Genomic DNA, 16,567 nt, shown 5'->3' with positions numbered 1-16,567 from the left:
TGCCGCGCTCGCGTCCGGTTCTGAAGCGAATGGGCGGGGGACGCAAGTCCTGCGTGGCCGATGGACACCCGTCGTGATTTCGCCTTGCATGGCGCCGATAGGCGGAGGGAAGATCGCGCAGGACGCGCCGGCTTCAGTCACGAACGGTCGCGCAAACGGAGCGGAACGATGGCACTGACGCAGTATCAGGAGCGGCGCAGGCTGGCGCTGTTCGTCCTGTTGATCGGCGCCTTCCTGGCGCTGCTCTTCGTCGGCTCGGCCTGGAGCGAGGAGGTCCACGAGACCATCGAGGTCGCCGGCCTCGCCCTCATCGTCGTCGGGATCGCCGGCCGGATCTGGTGCACGCTCTATATCGGCGGCCGCAAGGCTTCGGAAATCGTCGCCAGCGGGCCGTATTCGATCTCGCGCAATCCGCTCTACGTCTTTTCCAGCATCGCGGCGGGCGGCGCCGGCGCGGCCACCGGCAGCCTGCTGCTCGGCGCGATCTTCATGCTCGGCTGCGCCGTGGCCTTCCGGGTCGTGATCCTGCGCGAGGAGCGCTATCTGCGCGACGCCTTCGGGGCCGATTTCGACAGCTACGTCGCCCGCGTCCCGCGCTTCCTGCCCAATCCGGCGCTCTACCAGGACATTCGGCGCGTCACCGTCGACACGCGGCTGGTCTATCGCACGCTCACGGACGGGCTGGTGTTCTTCCTCGCCCTGCCGTTCTTCGAGACGGTCGAGCTCCTGCAGGGCAGCGGCTATCTGCCGGTGCTGCTGCGCCTCTACTAGGCGGCTAAACGCGTCACGGGCGCGGCCTGAAGGCGGCACGCTCGCACGCGGTGATATCCTGAAAAGGGGAATGGGTGGGAGGCTGGCACGATGACCCGTGCCGGAGCTCGTTGGGGCTGCTTCCTTCCGGACCTGACCCGGTTGGCGAGTGGCGCGTCCACCACCAACCTCCCGCGCTCCATATCTGCGATCGCTGCCCTAATTGCAACCCGGGCACCCCAGATCGAGGACAGGAATTGATGCCAGCCTTCCAACTCGACCCCTGCCTTGCCAGGGACACGACGTCGATCAGCCGGCTCGGCCTCTGCGACCTGCGCCTGATGAATGACAGTCGCTGGCCGTGGCTCATCCTCGTGCCGCAGCGCAATGCCATTACCGAGTTTCACGAGCTGACGCCGCTCGACCAGACCATGCTGACCTTCGAGATGGGTCTCGTCTCCAAGGCCCTGCAGTCGGCGGTGAAGGCCGACAAGATGAATATCGGCGCCCTCGGCAATATCGTGCCGATGTTCCACCTGCATGTGGTGGCGCGGCGCAGGGGCGATCCCAACTGGCCGGGCCCGATTTGGGGACATGGCACCCCGGTGCCCTATGATGCCGGCGAGGCAGCGCGATTCGCCGACGAGATACGGCGCGCCATCCTGCCGGCCTGACCCTGCGGACAAGCGAGAGAACGACCCTTGAAGGATGACAACCAGCGCGCCGCGATCGCCGATCTGGCGGAGGTGAGCGCCCGCACCGGCTTTGCCGGCAACACGCTGTGGCGCGACGGCGAACGGCGCAGCGACGACAGCCTCGCCGAGGCGTTGGCCCATGACAGGGCACGGATCTTCCTGGCGACGCCCGGTGGCCGATGGCTGTATCGTACCGGTGGTCCGGCCCTCGATGTCGGCTTCGCCCGCACCGACGCCGAGACACTCGGGGCGGATTTTTCCACCTGCATCCTCCTCGGCTTCGAGCCGGACGGCCGCCCGGTGCTGGCCGCCAGCGCCCCGACGGTGACGCTTCCTGCCGAAGGGCTGGAGGACAACGATCTGCGCTCGCTCGCCATGCGGGCGAGTTTCGACCCCGACACCGAGGGCCAGCTCGGCCAGGCCGCCCATCTCCTCGGCTGGCATGCGCGCAACGGTTTCTGCGCCCGCTGCGGCGGGGAAACCCGCTCCGAAGCGGCCGGCTATCGCCGCCGCTGCACGCGCTGCAACGACGTGGTCTTCCCGCGCACCGATCCGGTGACCATCATGCTCGTCCATGACGGCGCCGGCCGCTGCGTGCTGGGACGCCAGCCGCATTTCCCGGAGAATTTCTGGTCCTGCCTCGCGGGCTTCGTGGAGGCCGGCGAGACGGTCGAAGCCGCGGTACGCCGCGAGACGCTGGAGGAATCGGGGCTCGCCGTCGCCTCCGTGCGCTATCTGGCGTCGCAGCCCTGGCCGTTCCCCGGCAGCCTGATGATCGGCTGCATCGCGCGAGCCAGCACCTTCGAGATCGATTTCGACAGCGACGAACTGGAAGCCTGCCGCTGGTTCGACCGCGCGGAAGTGCAGGCGATGCTGGCCGAGGCCCATCCGGAGGGCCTCGCCCTGCCCCGGCGCTTCGCCATCGCCCACCATCTGATCAAGGCCTTTGCCGACGGCGAGGTCTGACGCGGCGCGGCCGGCCCCGGCGGGCTATTCGCCGGCCGGGCGGTCCGTGCCGGCGTTCAGCCGGTCGGGCGCGGCCTCGTAGACCCCGAGGATCGTCACCTTGCGGGTGAAGAAGGCCAGTTCCTCCAGCGCCAGCCGCACCGAATCGTCGTTCGGATGGCCTTCGACATCGGCATAGAACTGCGTGGCGATGAACTGGCCGCCGAGCTGGTAGCTCTCCAGCTTGGTCATGTTGACGCCGTTGGTCGCGAACCCGCCCATCGCCTTGTAGAGCGCCGCCGGCAGGTTGCGCACCTCGAAGACGAAGGTGGTGACCGTATTGCGACCGACCGGGGCCCACAAATCCGTCGGCTGGGCGCCGGGCCGCGACAGGACGACGAAGCGGGTCACGTTGTTGGCCGAATCCTCGACGTCGCGCTCGATGATGTCGAGCCCGTAATGCGAGGCCGCCAGCTCCGGCGCGAGTGCCGCGCGGCTGCGGTCGCCGGCCTGCGAGACCTCCCGCGCCGCGCCTGCCGTGTCGCCGGCCACGACCGGTTTCCAGCCATTGCCGCGAATGTAGCGGCGGCACTGGCCGAGCGCGTGGATGTGGCTCTGCACGGTGCGGATCTCGTCGCGGGCGACGCCCGGCAGCACCATCAGCTGGAAATGGATCGGCATGAAATATTCGCCGACGATCTGCAGGCCGGAATCGGGCATCAGATGGTGGATGTCGGCCACCCGGCCAGCCAGCGTGTTCTCGATCGGGATCATCGCCAGCGCCGCCTCGCCGGATCGCACCGCGTCGAAGGCGTCGTCGAAGGACGGGCACGGCATCGGCTCGTGATCCGGCCGCACCGCCTGGCAGGCCATGTCGGAATTGGCACCGGGCTCGCCCTGGAAGGCAATCTTGGGTCGGATGTCGCTCATGGCTCGACCCCGTACATGATTCGCGCCCGCTCCAAGTCGGCGGGGCCGTCGACGCCCAGCGGTACGGTGTCGATGATCTCGGCGTCGATCCGCATGCCGTCTTCCAGCGCCCGCAACTGCTCCAGCTTCTCGCGATTTTCCAGCGTCGAGGGCCCGAGCGTCACGAAACGTTCGAGGCTCGCCCGCCGATAGGCGTAGAGGCCGACATGATGAAACAGCGGCCCTTCGCCCCAGGGGGCGGTGGCGCGGGTGAAGTAGAGCGCCCGCAGTCGCGACGGGCCGTTGGGCGAGCCGACGATCTTCACCACGTTGGGATTGGTCTTCTCCTCCGCGTCGGTGATCGCGACGCCGAGCGTCGCGATGTCGCAGCGCGGATCCTCGAAGGGGGCCAGCACCTGGCGGATCGCCTCGGGCTCGATGGTCGGCAGATCGCCCTGCACATTGACGATGGTCTCGACCGCACCGTCAGGATCAAGCCCTTGCAGCGCCTCGAAGATCCGGTCCGAGCCCGACTGGTGCTCGACCGAGGTCATCACCGCCTCGTAGCCCGCCGAGACCACCGCATCGAGGATTTCCTGCGAATCCGTGGCGATCACGACGCGACCGATATTGGCCGCCGTGGCGCGCTCGGCGACGCGCACGATCATCGGCCGTCCGGCGATGTCGGCAAGGGCCTTCTGGGGCAGGCGCGTGGAGGCCAGCCGTGCGGGAATGAGAACGAGGATCGACATGAGCGGGCGAGGAACCGGAAATTGAAGCCGCAAAACGCTTGTCTGTAGCGGCGCGGGATGACAAAAGGCGCGGTGGAACCGCCTCTTACAGATATTGCCTTGAAACCGCAAAAGACCTAGGTTCCGCGCGTTTTTGTCAGACAGAAAGCGGCGGCGCCTGGTGCCCCTGCTTGCAGAGGGAGCCCTCCCGCCCATGAATTCGTTCGAGGCCAACAAGATCTTCGGAGCCGTGCTCGGGACCATCTTCGTCCTGTTCGGCGGCAGTCTGCTGGCGGAAGCGCTGTTCCATGCCGAAGCGCCGGAGCAGCCGGGCTACGTGATCGTGGCCGCCGAGCCGGGTGAAGGCGGAGACGCCGCTCCCGCCGCCGCGGAAGATCCGCCGGTCGCCGCGCTGCTGCAGACGGCCGACGTCGAGGCCGGCGCTTCGCAGTTCAAGAAGTGCGCCGCCTGCCACAGCATCGAGAAGGGCGGCCCGAACAAGGTCGGCCCGCATCTGTGGGACGCCGTCATGCGGCCGATCGCGTCGGTCCCCGACTTCGGCTACTCGACCGCCATGCAGGAATTCTCCGAGGGCGGCGAGGTCAAGTGGGACTATGAGCACCTCTACGGCTTCCTGAAGAACCCCAAGGGCTACATCCCGGGCACCGCCATGGGCTTCGCCGGCCTGAAGAAGCCGGAAGACCGTGCAAACCTGATCGCCTACATGCGCGAGCAGGCCGACAGCCCGGCGCCCCTGCCGGAAGCTCCGGCCGAGGCACCGGCTGAAGAGGCCGCTGCCGAAGACACGACCGACGCCGCCACGACGACGCAGGGCGATCCGGCCGCAGGCGGCCAGTCCGCTGCCCAGGCCGGCGGCACGGCCGATGCCGAGCCGGCACCCCAGCCGGGCGCCGAACAGGCTCCGACCATGAGCGAGGAAGAGCGCCCGACGCCGCCTGCCGCCGACGCGCCGCAGGACGCCGGCGCAGCGCAGGCCGAGGACCAGCAGGGCGCCGGCACCGGCACCGAGGCGGCTCCGGGCGCCGAGGAGAACGTTCCGGGCGAAGAGAACGCCGCGGACGAGGAAGCTGCAGCAGCACCGGCCGAAGGCGCGGCGGGCGAGACCCAGGTCGCCGCTGCCGAGCCGGCCGCCGTGTCCGGCGATCCGGAAGCCGGCAAGAAGGTCTTCCGCAAGTGCCAGGCCTGCCACGCCGTCGGCGAAGGCGCGAAGAACAAGGTCGGCCCCGAGCTGAACGGCATCGTCGGCGAGGCCATCGCCGCGGTCGAAGGCTACAGCTTCTCGCCGGCGCTGGTCGTCTATGCCGAGGAGCACCCGACCTGGAACGTCGAGGAGCTGTCCGCATGGCTGGCCGATCCGCGCGGTCTGGTGAAGGGCACCAAGATGGTCTTCCCCGGCCTGAAGAAGCCCGAGGATGTCGCCAACGTCATCGCCTATCTCGCCACCTTCGACGAGAACGGCGCGACCACCGGCAACTGAGCCGGCACGGCACCGACATCGAGAAACATCCGCAAAGCCCCGGCCCTCGCCGGGGCTTTGTTCGTTTCGGCCTGCCGTTGCTCCCGTCAGCCGCTGCCCGAAGCCCTGTCCGGGCTCGATTACGCTTTCGTCACGTGACTTTACCCGCCCCCCTTCCCTAGATTGGGTCAAGACCCGATCGCGGGACCATCGCCCGCCTATTTGCATGGAGGCCGCCCTTGTCGTTGCCGAACCGTCTCGTCCGTCTTGCCGTCGCGAGCAGCCTCGCCTTCGGTGTCATCGGCGCTCCGGCCCTTGCGCAGGACAATGCGGCCACCCAGCCGGACCAGCAGGTGGAGACCGGAACGGCAGAGGCCGAGAACGCGGTGGCCGCCGCCCCGAAGGCCGAGGGCGCCGGGGAATGGCATGAATCCTCGTCGCTGATCGAGGGGTCGAAATATCCGGACGACTTCGCCCATTACGACTACGTCAATCCCGATGCGCCCAAGGGCGGCACGCTGAACCAGATCGCCATCGGCTCCTTCGACAGCTTCAACCCCTTCATCGTGCGCGGCACGCCGGCGGCGGGCCTTGCCACCTTCGGCGGCGGCCTCCTCTACGACACGCTGATGGACCAGTCGCCGGACGAGCCGGGTACGGCCCATGCGCTGATCGCCGAAGCCGTCCGCTACCCGGCGGACTTCTCCTCGGTGACCTACCGCCTCAACCCGGAGGCGCGCTGGCATGACGGCGAGCCGGTGACCGTCGAGGACGTGATCTGGAGCTTCGAGACGCTGACCGAACTGCACCCGCAATGGTCGGCCTATTACAAGAACATCGTCTCGGCGGAGCAGACCGGCGACGGCGAGGTGACCTTCACCTTCGACCAGACCGGCAACCGCGAACTGCCCAACATCGTCGGAGACCTGACCATCCTGCCCAAGCACTGGTGGAAGGGCACCGACGCCAGCGGCAACAAGCGCGACATCACCCAGCCCACCTCCGAGGTGCCGCTCGGCTCAGGCCCCTACCGCATCAAGTCCTACGACATCGGCCAGTCCATCACCTGGGAGCGCGTCGCCGACTATTGGGGCCTCGACAATCCGACCCGGGTCGGCCGCTACAATTACGGCGAGATCCGCTACGTCTATCTGCGTGACACCAACGCGGCCTGGGAGGCGTTCAAGAAGGGCGGCCTCGATGACTGGCGGCTGGAGAACATGTCGCGGCGCTGGGCCGAGGGCTACGACTTCCCCGCCGTGAAGGACGGCCGGGTCATCCGCAAGACCATCGACAGCGGTCAGGTCCAGTCGATGCAGGCCTATGTGCTGAACAACCGGCTGGAGAAGTTCCAGGACCGACGGGTGCGCAAGGCGCTGACGCTGGCCTACAATTTCGAGGAGATGAACCGCACGCTGTTCTTCGGCCTCTACGAGCGCATGCACTCCTATTTCGAGAACAGCGAGCTGGCCGCCAAGGGGCTGCCGGACGAGCGCGAGCTCGCCTATCTGGAGCCGCTGCGCGGCCAGATCCCCGACGAGGTCTTCACCGAGGAGTTCGCGCTGCCCGCCTATAACGATCCCGGCGCAGCCCGAAACTATCTGCGCGAGGCGCTCGGCCTCCTGAAGGAAGCCGGCTACGAACTGCGCGGCACGACGCTGGTGAACGCGCAGACCGGCGAGCCCTTCACCATCGAGTTCCTCGGCAACGACCCGATGGACAACCGCACCCTCGAGCCCTTCGCCCGCCAGCTCCAGCGTCTCGGCATCCAGACCGAGGTGCGGATCGTCGACACCAACCAGTATATCGAGCGCATGAACGGCTTCGAGTTCGAGGTGGTCGGGCTGCGCTATCCGGGCCAGTCGCTCTCCCCCGGCAACGAGCAGCGCGACTTCTGGAGCACCACCGCTGCCGACGCCCCGGGCAGCCGCAACTATTCCGGCATCAAGAACCCGGCGATCGACCAGCTCATCGACGACATCGTCTATGCGCCGGACCGCGAGAGCCTCGTCGCCGCCACGCGCGCCCTCGATCGGGTGCTGCTGTGGGAGTATTACGTCGTCCCGCAATGGTACAAGTCTGAGGACTGGCTGGCCTATTGGGACAAGCTGCAGATGCCGGAAAAGGGTCCGGCCTATAACGGCATCGACCCCTTCTCCTGGTGGACGAAGTCTGCCGAGGCCGACAAGGCTGCAGCGAACTGATGGCGACGGCGCTCGGTCATTTCACCCGCCGCCATTTCGGTCAAATGATGCTGGGTGCCGGCGTCGCGGCGATCCTGCCGGGACGGCCCTTCGCACAGGTGGCGACGGGCCAGCCGCTGCACGGCCTGTCGGCCTTCGGCGAGCTGAAATATCCGCCGGATTTCGACCATTTCGACTATGCGACGCCCGGCGCGCCGGCCGGCGGCCAGATGAACCTGGCCGTCGCCTACTGGGCGCTCAACCAGTCGCCCCTGACCTTCGACACGCTGAACAGTTTCGTCCTGCAGGGCAACGCCCCGCCGCGCATCGAGAAGCTCTACGATTCCCTCGTCGTCGCCGCGATGGACGAGCCCGACGCGATCTATTGCGCGCTGGCCGAAACCGTCACCCTCTCGGCCGACCGCAACAGCTTCACCTTCCAGCTGCGGCCACAGGCGCGGTTCTCCACCGGTGATCCGGTGACCGCCGACGACGTGGTCTTTTCCTACGAGACGCTGAAGGAATTCGGCCATCCAAGCCTGCAGGTGGCGCTCCGCAACGTCGCTGAGGCCGTCGCCGAGGACGCGGCGACCGTCCGCATCACCTTCTCCGGCGCGCAGAGCTACCAGGATGCCCTCGACGCCCTCGGCATGCCGATCCTGCCGCGCGCCTTCTTTGCAGACCGGGACTTCGCCACCGTCAGTACCGAGGCGATCCCCGGCAGCGGCGCCTATGCCATCGGGCGCTACGAGTTCGGCCGCTACATCGAATATATCAAGCGGCCTGACTATTGGGCGAAGGACCTGAATTTCGCCCGCGGTCTCGGCCATTTCGACACGCTTCGGATCGACTTCTTCCGCGATCGCCAGCCGGCACTGGAAGCCTTCAAGAAGGGATTGATCACCTTTCGTGAGGAATTCACCACCAAGGACTGGGCGACCGAATACGACTTCCCGGCGGTCCAGCGCGGCGAGGTCATCAAGCGGGAATTTGCCGCCGAGAAGCGCCCCCGCTTCCAGTGCTGGGCCCTCAACCAGCGGCGCGAGCGCTTTGCCGATGCGCGGGTCCGGCGTGCGATCAACATGTGCTTCGACTTCGAATGGACCAACGCCAACCTCCTGTTCGGCCAGCGCGTCCATTCCGATTCGCCGTTCCAGGGCTCCGAATTCGTCGCCACCGGCAAGCCGTCCGAAGCCGAGCTCGCTCTCCTGGAACCTCTGCGCGGCACGGTCCCCGACGAGGTGTTCGGCGAGGTCTGGGTACAGCCGGTCAGCGACGGCTCGGGCCGCGACCGCCGGCTGCTGCGCGAAGCCTCGCAACTCTTCGCCGAGGCCGGCTGGCGCCGCGATGGCAACCGTCTGGTCAACGCCGCCGGCGAGCCGTTCCGGCTGGAATATCTGACCTATGGCCAGGAGCAGAAGCGGGTCTACGCCAAGTTCGTCGACACGCTGCGCACACTCGGCGTCGACGCCACCATGCGGCTCGTCGATCCGGCCCAGTATCAGGAGCGGATCAACCGCTACGATTTCGACATGGTGCTGGCCGCCTTCAGCCTCGGCGCCACGCCGACGCGCGAGGGCCTGTCGCTGTTCTTCGGCAGCGACGCGGTCGACCGTCCCGGCGCCTACAATTATCCCGGCATGGCCAGCGAGGCCGTCGACACGCTGATCGGCCACGCCGCCCGCGCAACGAACCGCGCGGAACTGGTGACGGCGCTCCTCGCCCTCGACCGGGTGTTGCGCTGGCGGCTCGACTGGCTGCCCAACATCACGGCCGACGGCCATCGCGCCGCCTTCTGGGATATTTTCGGCTTTCGCGAGGACAAGCCGGACTATTCGTGGCCCGTCGAGACTCTATGGTGGTACGAAGCGGAGAAGGCCAAGGCGCTGGGCCGCGGCTGATCCGCAGCCGGGCACCACGCTGAAAACGGGACGGGTCGCGGCCGCGCTTTTGCGATCGCGCCACGCCCGCGTTATCACCGCAATCGGCCGGTAATGCCGGCTGCCGGTTCGCCGGCGCAATCTGCATCTCGGAGACGATCACCCGCCCATGGGCTCCTATATCCTCCGCCGCATTCTGCTGATGATCCCGACGCTCGTCGGCATCATGGCGATCTCGTTCCTGGTGATCCAGTTCGCGCCCGGCGGGCCGATCGAACAGGTCATCGCCAGCCTGCAGGGCGAAGCCGGCGGCGCCATGGACCGGGTGTCCGGTGGCGGCGGCGATTTCGGCTCGGGCTCAAGCGGCGGCAGCGACAATTCCGGCTATCGCGGCGCGCAGGGGCTCGACCCGGCCTTCATCGAGCGGCTCGAAAAGCAGTTCGGCTTCGACAAGCCGCCGCTGGAGCGCTTCGGCATGATGCTGTGGAACTATGTCCGCTTCGATTTCGGCGACAGCTATTTCCGCTCGGTCTCCGTCTGGGACCTGATCCTCGAAAAGATGCCGGTGTCGATTTCGCTCGGCCTGTGGATCACGCTCCTGTCCTACCTGATCTCGATCCCGCTCGGCATCCGCAAGGCGCTGACCGACGGCTCGCGCTTCGACGTGTGGACTTCCGGCGTCGTCATCGTCGCCTATGCGATCCCCGGCTTCCTCTTCGCCATCATTCTCATCGTGCTGTTTGCCGGCGGGTCCTTCTATGACTGGTTCCCCCTGCGCGGCCTCCTGTCCGACGGGGTGCGCGGCGACTGGTGCGCGGTCTGGTCGCCGGCCGGCGATCTCGGCCGCTGCGTGACGCAGACCATCCCGGACTATTTCTGGCACCTGACGCTGCCGCTGATTGCTCTGTCGCTGTCGGCCTTCGCCACGACGACGCTCCTGACCAAGAACTCCTTCCTCGACGAGATCCGCAAGCAATACGTCACGACGGCCCGCGCCAAGGGCCTGTCGGAGCGGCGGGTGCTCTACGGCCATGTCTTCCGCAACGCCATGCTGATCATCGTCGCCGGCTTCCCCGGCGCCTTCATCTCGGCCTTCTTCGCCGGCTCGCTGCTGATCGAGACGATCTTCTCGCTCGACGGACTCGGCCTGCTCGGCTTCGAATCCATCTACCAGCGGGACTATCCGGTCGTGTTCGGCACCCTCTACATCTTCTCCCTGCTCGGCCTCGTGACGACCCTTCTCTCCGACCTCACCTACACCTGGATCGATCCGCGGATCGATTTCGAGAAGCGGGAGGTGTGACGATGGACGACGCACAGAAGGACCGCCTCGCCGCCGAACAGCGCGATCCGACACTGCCCGACGAGCGCGCCGCCGACATTGCACGCGAGCAGACCGCCGGCATCGCCCAGATGGCGCCGGAATCGGAGACGACGAAGCGCCCGCGCCTGTCGCCCCTGAACCGCCGCCGCTGGCAGAACTTCACCGCCAACCGGCGGGGCTTCTGGTCGCTGTGGATCTTCCTGATCCTGTTCGTGATCACCGGGCTGGCCGAACTCGTCGCCAACGACCGGCCGCTGCTGGTCGAGTACAAGGGCGAATTCTACTACCCGATCGTCGTCGACTATCCCGAGGAGGTCTTCGGCGGCTTCCTGCCGGTGACGAACTATCGCGACCCCTTCGTGCAGGACGAGATCGACGCCAATGGCTGGGCGATCTGGCCGCCGATCCGCTATTCCTACCAGACCGTCAACAACGCCATTCCGACGCCGGCGCCCTCCGCCCCCTCCTGGACCTTCACCAAGGAGGAGCGCTGCCAGCGCTATCCGCTCGGCGCCGAGGACCCGAACTGCACCTTCGGCAACATGAACTGGCTGGGCACCGACGATCAGGCCCGCGACGTCGCCGCGCGGCTGATCTACGGCTTCCGCATCTCGGTGATGTTCGGCCTGATCCTGACGGCGGCCTCGGCGGTGATCGGCGTCGCCGCCGGCGCGGTGCAGGGCTATTTCGGCGGCTGGCTCGATCTCCTGTTCCAGCGCTTCATCGAGATCTGGTCGTCGATCCCGGTCCTCTACCTGCTGCTGATCATCGCCGCGATCCTGCCCCCCGGCTTCTGGGTGCTGCTCGGCATCATGCTGCTGTTCTCCTGGGTCGCCTTCGTCGGCGTGGTGCGGGCCGAGTTCCTGCGCGCCCGCAACTTCGAATATGTCAACGCTGCCAGGGCTCTCGGCGTCGGCGACTGGACGATCATGACCCGCCACCTCCTGCCGAACGCGATGGTGGCGACGCTGACCTTCCTGCCCTTCATCCTGAACGGCTCGATCACCACCCTCACCTCGCTCGACTTCCTCGGCTTCGGCCTGCCGCCCGGCTCGCCGTCGCTCGGCGAGCTGCTGGCCCAGGGCAAGAACAATCTGCAGGCGCCTTGGCTGGGCTTCTCGGGCTTCTTCGTGATCTCGCTGATGCTGTCGTTGCTGGTCTTCGTCGGCGAGGCGGTGCGCGACGCCTTCGACCCCCGCAAGAGCTTCGGGTGATGCGGGGACCGCGGGGGGCGTCGCATTCCGTCGGTGGATGCCGCCGGGGCGGCTCCAGCCGCCGGCCGGAGCCTCTCGCATGAGCGATCATTCCCAACATCACCACGGCAGCCACGACCATGCGCACGGCTTTGCCGGCCATGCCGGGGGCGCCAACGAGACGCGGATCGCCATCGCGGCGGTGGCGACCGGCGCCTTCATGGTCGCCGAGGTGATCGGCGGTCTGGTCTCCGGCTCGCTCGCGCTCCTTGCCGATGCCGGGCACATGCTGACCGACTTCGCCGCCCTGGCGCTCGGCTGGTTCGCCTTCCGGCTGGCCCGCAAGCCCAGCGATGCGCGCCGCACTTTCGGCTATGACCGCTTCCAGGTGCTGGTCGCCTTCGTCAACGGCCTCGCCCTGTTCCTGATCGCCGCCTTCATCATCTACGAGGCCTGGCACCGCCTGCAGGCGCCGAGCCCGATCCTCGGCGGTACCATGATGGCGGTCGCGGTCGCCGGCCTTGCGGTCAATATCGGCGTCTTCCTCGTCCTGCACGGCGCCGACCGCGACAATCTCAACATCCGCGGCGCGGTGCTGCATGTCCTCGGCGATCTTCTCGGCTCGGTCGCCGCGATCCTCGCCGCGATCGTCATCCTGTGGACCGGATGGACGCCGATCGACCCGATCCTGTCGGTGCTGGTTTCGGTGATCATCCTCGTTTCGGCCTGGCGGCTGGTGCGCGATGCCGGCCATGTGCTGCTCGAAGGCGCGCCCGGCGACGTCGACATCGCTGAGATCGCGCCGCATCTGGTTGGCGCGGTGCCGGGCCTGCGCGAGGTCCATCACGTCCACGCCTGGTCGATCACGCCGGAACGCACGATGGCCACGCTGCACGCCTGCATCGCCGAAGAGACCGACGGCACGGCCGTCGTGCGCACCATCAAGGCCGAACTGCGCCAGCGCTTCGCCATTCACCATGCGACCGTCGAGATCGAGCGCGGCATCTGCGCCGACGACGGCCGCGACCATCATGGCGAGGCACCTGCTGCCGCCCCATGTCACATGCCCGCCCGAGGGGCGGCCGCCACGTCCCCGCGATGACGCCGGAACAAGGATTTCAACGCTTGAGCCCGACCGCCAATATCGCCCAGCCCCCCGCACCGCAGGACACGCTGCTGTCCGTCGAGAATCTGTCGGTCGCCTTCACCCAGGGCGGCAAGACGCAGCTCGCCGTCGACAACGTCTCCTTCTCCATCGGCCGGGGCGAGACCGTCGCGCTGGTCGGTGAATCCGGCTCCGGCAAGTCGGTGTCGGCGCTGTCGATCCTGAAGCTGCTGCCCTATCCGGCGGCCAGCCATCCCGGCGAGGGCCGGGTGATGTTCGACGGCCAGAACCTGATCAACGACGACGAGCGCGATCTGCGCAAGGTCCGCGGCAACCGCATCTCGATGATCTTCCAGGAGCCGATGTCGTCGCTCAACCCGCTGCACACGATCGAGCGGCAGATCGGCGAGGTCCTGAAGCTGCATCGCGGCATGCGCGACAAGCAGGCGCAGGAACGCACGCTCGAACTGATGCGGCAGGTCGGCATCCGCGATCCGGAAAAGCGGCTCGACGCCTATCCGCACCAGCTTTCAGGCGGCCAGCGCCAGCGCGTGATGATCGCCATGGCGCTCGCCAACGAGCCGGACCTTTTGATCGCCGACGAGCCCACCACCGCCCTCGACGTGACGGTGCAGGCGCAGATCCTCGAACTTCTGAAGGTCATGCAGACCCGTCAGAACATGGGGATGCTGTTCATCACCCACGATCTCGGCATCGTGCGCGCCATCGCAGACCGCGTCTGCGTGATGTACCGGGGCAAGATCGTCGAGGAAGGCCCCACCAAGCGCATCTTCGAGGCGCCCGAGCACCATTACACCAGGCATCTCCTGGCCGCCGAGCCGAAGGGCCAGCCACCCGCCGCCAACGCCAATTCCCCGGCGGTCGTCGAAGCGAAAGACGTGAAGGTCTGGTTCCCGATCAAGACCGGCTTCTTCCGGCGCACCACCGACCATGTGAAGGCGGTCGACGGCATCGACCTCACCGTGCGCGCCGGCCAGACCGTCGGCGTCGTCGGCGAATCCGGCTCCGGCAAGACCACGCTGGGCCTGGCGCTGACGAGGATGATCGGCTCGACCGGCGAAATCCGCTTCGACGGCGAACGCATCGACGAACGCTCCTTCAAGGCGATGAAGCCGTTGCGCGAGCGCATGCAGATCGTCTTCCAGGACCCGTTCGGCTCGCTCTCGCCGCGCATGCCCATCGCCGACATCGTCGCCGAGGGGCTAGAGATCCACGAGCGCAAACTGTCGGCCAGCGAACGCGACGCCCGCGTCGTCACCGCACTGAACGAGGTCGGTATCGACCCGGCGACCCGCTTCCGCTTCCCGCACGAATTTTCCGGCGGCCAGCGCCAGCGCGTGGCGATCGCGAGGGCCATGGTCCTCAATCCGCGCTTCGTCATGCTCGACGAGCCGACCTCGGCCCTCGACATGAGTGTGCAGGCTCAGGTGGTGGACCTGCTGCGCGATCTCCAGAAGAAGCACAATCTGGCCTATCTGTTCATCAGCCACGATCTGCGCGTCGTGCGGGCGCTGGCCAACGAGGTCATCGTCATGCGCAATGGCCGCGTGGTGGAGCGGGGACCGTCCGACGAGATCTTCGACAACCCGAAGACCGATTATACCAAAGCGCTGATGGCCGCCGCCTTCGACATCAAGGCCGCACCGACGGGAATTGTATCGCAATGAGTACAGGTCACTACCGCGACAGGCTCGACGACCAGCCGATAGAGACGGAGCTCGTCAGCGACGAACTGCTGCATGGCGGCTTCCGCGACTTCAAGGTGGCGACCCTGCGCCATGCCCGCCTCGATGGCGAAGGGATGGTCGGCCCGGTGCGGCGCGAATATCTGCACACCGGCTCGGTGGTCGTCGTCATCCCCTACGATCCGGTACTGGATTCCATCGTAGTCATCCGCCAGTTCCGCCTGGCTGCCGCGCTGAAGACCGAATGCGGCGCGGCGCTGGAGCTGCCGGCCGGCATGGTCGATGCGGGCGAAAGCATCGAGGCCGCAGCCCGGCGTGAGCTGACCGAGGAGACCGGCCTCGTCCCGCAGGCCGTGGAGGACTGCTTCCGGATGCTGGCCGCGCCGGGCCTCACCGACGAGCACGCGACGATCTTCCTGGCGCTGGTCGACGCGTCGAACCTTGCGACCTCGGCCGGGAATGCCGAGGAGGACGAGGACATCCGCCCGATCCTTGCGAAGGTCGACGATCTCGTCGCCGCCGTCGACGACCGGCGGGTCGAGAACGGCTATCTCATCGCCTGCGCCCACTGGTTCGCGCGGCTCGGCCGCTCGCGGGCCCAGGCGCTGCTCGGCACGCTCGACGGCCCGGAGGACTGATCCATGACCATTCTCCTCTCCGTCACCGGCTTCGACCCGAAGCGCTGGCGCGCCGCCCTGGAAGCAGCCGATAGCGGCCGCGACATCGTTCTGGAGCCGGCCCATTCGACTGACCCCGCCATCGAATACGCCGTCGTGTGGAAGCAGCCGCCGGGCCTTCTGGAAGGCCTGCCGAACCTCAAGGCGATCTTCTCGCTCGGTGCCGGCGTCGATCACATCTTCGCCGACAAGGCCCTGCCCGACGTGCCGGTGGTGCGCATCGTCGCCGACGATCTCACCTCGCGGATGAGCGAATATGTCGTATGGCGGGTGCTCGACCATTTCCGCCGTGGGCGCGCCTATCGCACCCAGCAGGCCCAGACGATCTGGCACGAGCGTCTGCAGCCGGCGGCACGAGAGATCACCGTCGGCATCATGGGCTTTGGCGAACTGGGGCGCGACGCGGCCGGCAAGCTGCAAGCCCTCGGCTTCAACATCGCTGGCTGGAGCCGCACCGCCAAATCGGCCGAAGGCGTCGAGACCTTCGCCGGCGAGGACGGGCTGGACGGCTTCCTGGCAGCCTCGGACATCGTCGTCGTGCTGCTGCCGCTGACCGCCGACACCCGCGGCATCATCGACGCCGGGTTCCTGTCGCGCCTGAAGCGCCGCACGCCGCTGGGTGGTCCGGTGCTGATCAATGCCGGTCGCGGCGGCCTGCAGAACGAGGCCGCGATCCTCGAGGCGCTGGATCAGGACACCCTGATGGAAGCGTCGCTCGACGTCTTCAATGTCGAGCCGCTGCCGGCCGATCATCCGCTCTGGCGCCATCCGCGCGTCTTCGTCACGCCCCATGCGGCGGCGGTCTCCGACCCGGATGCGCTGGCCCCCGCCGTCATGCGCCAGATCGCGGCCCATGAGCGCGGCGAGCCGCTGCGCGGCGTCGTCGACCGCACCGCCGGCTACTGACCGACAGCCAGGCGCAAACGGAAACGCCGGACAAGGGAAAAGCCCCTGCCCGGCGTTCGACTGCGCAACGGGGCGGCCCGAGCCGC

The 16,567-nt window shown here is 67.5% G+C and carries 14 protein-coding genes and 1 other RNA gene; 12 read left to right on the top strand and 3 right to left on the bottom strand.

Features of this window, described 5'->3' with window-relative positions; all coding sequences use genetic code 11:
- Positions 1-168 precede the first annotated feature (168 nt).
- Complete coding sequence (locus tag H536_RS0117080) at positions 169-771, top strand: methyltransferase family protein (RefSeq protein WP_024351621.1); 603 nt, start codon at positions 169-171, stop codon at positions 769-771.
- Positions 772-845: 74 nt separating this feature from the next.
- Here the strand turns inward: H536_RS0117080 and ffs are convergent.
- An RNA gene (gene ffs / locus H536_RS23835) (signal recognition particle sRNA small type) lies at positions 846-943 on the bottom strand.
- A gap of 67 nt (positions 944-1,010) precedes the next feature.
- Between ffs and H536_RS0117075 the strand changes: the two genes are divergently transcribed.
- Together H536_RS0117075 and nudC are read left to right on the top strand one after the other, a co-directional pair.
- Positions 1,011-1,424, top strand: coding sequence for an HIT domain-containing protein (locus H536_RS0117075; RefSeq protein ID WP_024351620.1), 414 nt, complete (start codon positions 1,011-1,013; stop codon positions 1,422-1,424).
- Positions 1,425-1,451: 27 nt separating this feature from the next.
- Positions 1,452-2,411 (top strand): NAD(+) diphosphatase, encoded by a 960-nt coding sequence (nudC, locus tag H536_RS0117070; RefSeq protein ID WP_024351619.1) that lies wholly within the window; start codon positions 1,452-1,454, stop codon positions 2,409-2,411.
- A 24-nt stretch (positions 2,412-2,435) separates the two neighbouring features.
- On the opposite strand, the gene H536_RS0117065 is transcribed toward nudC, so the two are convergent.
- Together H536_RS0117065 and H536_RS0117060 are read right to left on the bottom strand one after the other, a co-directional pair.
- Positions 2,436-3,320: a prephenate dehydratase gene (locus tag H536_RS0117065; protein ID WP_009208110.1), complete on the bottom strand. Its 885-nt coding sequence runs from the start codon at positions 3,318-3,320 to the stop codon at positions 2,436-2,438.
- Positions 3,317-4,051, bottom strand: a complete 735-nt coding sequence (locus H536_RS0117060) for a 3-deoxy-manno-octulosonate cytidylyltransferase (RefSeq protein WP_024351618.1) — start codon at positions 4,049-4,051, stop codon at positions 3,317-3,319. Before H536_RS0117060 ends, H536_RS0117065 begins: the two co-directional genes overlap by 4 nt.
- Positions 4,052-4,244: 193 nt before the next feature.
- On the opposite strand from H536_RS0117060, the gene H536_RS25025 reads away from it, so the two are divergent.
- From H536_RS25025 to H536_RS0117015, 9 genes are all read left to right on the top strand, one after another.
- Positions 4,245-5,528, top strand: coding sequence for a c-type cytochrome (locus H536_RS25025; RefSeq protein ID WP_024351617.1), 1,284 nt, complete (start codon positions 4,245-4,247; stop codon positions 5,526-5,528).
- A 332-nt stretch (positions 5,529-5,860) separates the two neighbouring features.
- Positions 5,861-7,711 (top strand): extracellular solute-binding protein, encoded by a 1,851-nt coding sequence (locus H536_RS0117050; protein ID WP_024351616.1) that lies wholly within the window; start codon positions 5,861-5,863, stop codon positions 7,709-7,711.
- A complete protein-coding gene (locus tag H536_RS0117045) occupies positions 7,711-9,591 on the top strand; it encodes an extracellular solute-binding protein (RefSeq protein ID WP_024351615.1) in 1,881 nt (626 codons plus the stop codon). Before H536_RS0117050 ends, H536_RS0117045 begins: the two co-directional genes overlap by 1 nt.
- A gap of 148 nt (positions 9,592-9,739) precedes the next feature.
- Positions 9,740-10,873 (top strand): microcin C ABC transporter permease YejB, encoded by a 1,134-nt coding sequence (locus H536_RS0117040; RefSeq protein ID WP_024351614.1) that lies wholly within the window; start codon positions 9,740-9,742, stop codon positions 10,871-10,873.
- A gap of 110 nt (positions 10,874-10,983) precedes the next feature.
- Positions 10,984-12,108 (top strand): ABC transporter permease, encoded by a 1,125-nt coding sequence (locus tag H536_RS0117035; protein ID WP_029703493.1) that lies wholly within the window; start codon positions 10,984-10,986, stop codon positions 12,106-12,108.
- Positions 12,109-12,187: 79 nt separating this feature from the next.
- Complete coding sequence (locus H536_RS0117030; protein WP_024351612.1) at positions 12,188-13,189, top strand: cation diffusion facilitator family transporter; 1,002 nt, start codon at positions 12,188-12,190, stop codon at positions 13,187-13,189.
- A gap of 23 nt (positions 13,190-13,212) precedes the next feature.
- Positions 13,213-14,880, top strand: coding sequence for an ABC transporter ATP-binding protein (locus H536_RS0117025; RefSeq protein WP_024351611.1), 1,668 nt, complete (start codon positions 13,213-13,215; stop codon positions 14,878-14,880).
- Positions 14,877-15,536: an NUDIX domain-containing protein gene (locus H536_RS0117020; protein WP_024351610.1), complete on the top strand. Its 660-nt coding sequence runs from the start codon at positions 14,877-14,879 to the stop codon at positions 15,534-15,536. The genes H536_RS0117025 and H536_RS0117020 overlap by 4 nt, the downstream gene beginning before the upstream one ends.
- A 3-nt stretch (positions 15,537-15,539) precedes the next feature.
- Complete coding sequence (locus tag H536_RS0117015; protein WP_024351609.1) at positions 15,540-16,481, top strand: 2-hydroxyacid dehydrogenase; 942 nt, start codon at positions 15,540-15,542, stop codon at positions 16,479-16,481.
- Positions 16,482-16,567: the final 86 nt, after the last annotated feature.

Source organism: Aurantimonas coralicida DSM 14790, assembly GCF_000421645.1.
Taxonomy (GTDB): domain Bacteria; phylum Pseudomonadota; class Alphaproteobacteria; order Rhizobiales; family Rhizobiaceae; genus Aurantimonas; species Aurantimonas coralicida.
Note: the sequence above shows the minus strand (reverse complement) of the source record. Positions and strands in the feature narration are given on the sequence as shown.